This window comes from Paraburkholderia sp. EG286B (genome assembly GCF_040965655.1).
In the GTDB taxonomy this organism is placed as follows: Bacteria; Pseudomonadota; Gammaproteobacteria; order Burkholderiales; family Burkholderiaceae; genus Paraburkholderia.
This window is the reverse complement of record NZ_JBFRCF010000091.1, coordinates 1-2,499: the sequence shown is the minus strand read 5'-3', so window position 1 is coordinate 2,499 and position 2,499 is coordinate 1. Positions and strand designations below refer to the sequence as shown.

3 protein-coding genes are annotated in these 2,499 nt (G+C 61.3%); all 3 read left to right on the top strand.

Features of this window, described 5'->3' with window-relative positions; genetic code table 11:
- Positions 1–54 precede the first annotated feature (54 nt).
- From AB4Y42_RS43730 to AB4Y42_RS43720, 3 genes are read left to right on the top strand one after another with little or no spacing between them, the layout of a single operon-like run.
- Entirely contained in the window at positions 55–489 is a 435-nt protein-coding gene (locus AB4Y42_RS43730) for a transposase (RefSeq protein ID WP_368697818.1), read from the top strand.
- Positions 486–830: an IS66 family insertion sequence element accessory protein TnpB gene (gene tnpB / locus AB4Y42_RS43725; protein ID WP_116612390.1), complete on the top strand. Its 345-nt coding sequence runs from the start codon at positions 486–488 to the stop codon at positions 828–830. Before AB4Y42_RS43730 ends, tnpB begins: the two co-directional genes overlap by 4 nt.
- A 30-nt stretch (positions 831–860) precedes the next feature.
- The gene (locus AB4Y42_RS43720) at positions 861–2,429 is read left to right on the top strand and encodes an IS66 family transposase (RefSeq protein ID WP_368697817.1); all 1,569 of its coding nucleotides are present in this window, start codon (positions 861–863) and stop codon (positions 2,427–2,429) included.
- Positions 2,430–2,499: the final 70 nt, after the last annotated feature.

Here is a 2,499-nt window from a genome sequence, read left to right as displayed (position 1 = left end):
GTAAGCGGCTCGTGCCGGCCGTTATAGACGGTGGCTGAGGGCGACATCAAAGTGATGCCCATCATTTCCAATCTGATGGGCACCACTTTGACACAGTCTGCGGAGAAGAAGCCTGGTTCCCGGACGGGGCGCCCGAACTACCCACGGGAGCTGCGTGAGCGACTGGCAGCAGCAGCTTGCGAGCCTGGCGTATCAGTCGCGAAGCTGGCCCGGGAGAATGGCATCAACGCGAACATGCTATTCACCTGGCGGCGGCGATATCTGGCCGATCAGCAAGCTCGATCTGCCGGGCTCATTCCGGTCGTATTGCTCAGCGACACGCCGACGGAGGTCATTGCGTCAGCTCCGGTAGAGCCGCAAGCGCAAGGCGCGAAGTCTGCATCACCTGTCGGCACGATCGAGATCCGGATCGGTCGTGCGGTGGTTAAAGTGGATGGCCTGGTTGACGCGGATATGCTGCGGATCGTGCTGGGTAGCCTGCGCTCATGATCTCCCTACCGGCAGGCACGCGCATCTGGATCGCTGCTGGCGTCACTGATATGCGATGCGGGTTTCAGGGGTTGGCAGCGAAGGTGCAAACAGCGCTTGAGGAGAATCCGCTGGGCGGGAACGTCTACATCTTCCGGGGCCGTCGGGGCGATCTGGTAAAGATTCTCTGGGCTACGGAGGACGGAATCTGGCTGCTCGCGAAGCGGCTTGAACGAGGCCGTTTTATATGGCCCAAGGCCGACGGTGGCAAGGTCCATCTGAGCTCTGCGCAACTGTCGATGCTGCTTGAGGGGATCGACTGGCGGCAGCCCCGCCGCACTTCCGCACTATCGATGTTGTAAACCGCGCGGCGGACTCGTAAACTACGGCGCATGTCGAACGGCGCCGATCTCCCTGACGATATCGAACTGCTGAAGGCCTTGCTGGTCGAGGCCCGTAGTCTGCTTGCCGAACGCGATGTCGAGATTGAGCAGCTCAAGGCGCAGATCGACAAGCTCAGGCGCATGCAGTTCGGTCGCAAGTCCGAGCAACTGCAGCGGCAAATCGAGACGCTCGAGACTCAGCTTGAGGATCTGGCCGCCGGGCGCGGCGTTGTGGATGTGCAGCGTGCGCAGGCCCTCGGTGCAAATGCGTCCACCTCGAACCCAACGACGGACGAAGCGGCTTCCAGGCAAGCGCTTCCCGCGCATCTGCCGCGCCAGGATCATGTGCTCGAGCCTGAATCAAGCTGCCCAGATTGCGGTCAACCAATGCGAGCGCTCGGCGAGGACTCATCCGAACAACTCGCCCGGGTTGCAGCGGCGTTCAAGGTCATTCGCACGATCCGGCGCAAACTGGTTTGCCCGTGCTGCAGCACGATCACGCAGCCGCCGATGCCTGGGCTGCCGATCGAGCGGAGCATCGCCCATCCGAGCTTGCTGGCAGACATCCTCGTCTCGAAGTATGCAGACCACCAGCCGTTGTACCGGCAATCGGCGATCGCGGCGCGCGACGGCGTGGCGCTTGACCGGGCCAGTATGGGGCGCTGGGTTGGCCAGTGTGAGGCGCTGTGCGCCCCGCTAACAGAGGCGCTGCGCCGCTATACCGTGGCCGCTACCAAGCTGCACGCGGATGACACGCCGATCCCGGTGCTCTCACCGGGCAACAGGAAGACCCGCACCGGCCGGCTGTGGGTCTACGTGCGCGACGATCGTCGCTCGGGTTCGGCGCAACCGGCTTCGGTCTGGTTCGCGTACTCGCCGAACCGGCAAGGCATCCATCCTCAAACCCATCTCGCCAGCTTCAAAGGGATTCTGCAAGCAGACGCTTACGCAGGCTTCGACGAATTGTTCCGCGATGGCTCGATACGCGAGGCGGCATGCCATGCCCACGCGAGGAGAAAGTTCTACGACATCCACGTGCGCACGCCGTCGGACACAACACAAAAGGCACTCGAATATATTGGCGGGCTCTACGACATCGAGGCCTCCATTCGCGGCAGGCCCGCAGCCGAACGGCTGCGAATACGGCAGGAGAAAGCCAGACCGCTGCTTCAAATCTATGAAGCGTGGCTCAAGGCAAAGCTCGAAACGCTGTCGTCGAAGTCCGATACGGCCAAGGCGATCAACTATACGCTGAACCAGTGGAGCGCACTGACGTTGTACTGCGAAGACGGTACGCTAGAAATTGATAACAACATCGCCGAGAACGCGCTGCGTTGTGTAAGCCTGGGTCGGAAAAATTTTTTATTCGCCGGTTCAGACAGCGGCGGCGAACGGGCAGCCGCGATGTACGCATTGATTGGCACTTGCAGACTGAATAACATCGATCCGCGTGCCTACCTCGACTACGTGCTAACCCATATCGCCGGTCACAAAATCAATCGCATCGACGAACTCCTGCCTTGGCGTGTGGCCGACAAGCTGCACACACCAGGCAGTCCGCCAGATCCCTCTACCTGACTGGCAGTTCCAGTCACCATATTGCCTTACGCGCACGCGAATGGACGAACGGCCCAGCTGAGCCGCTTAC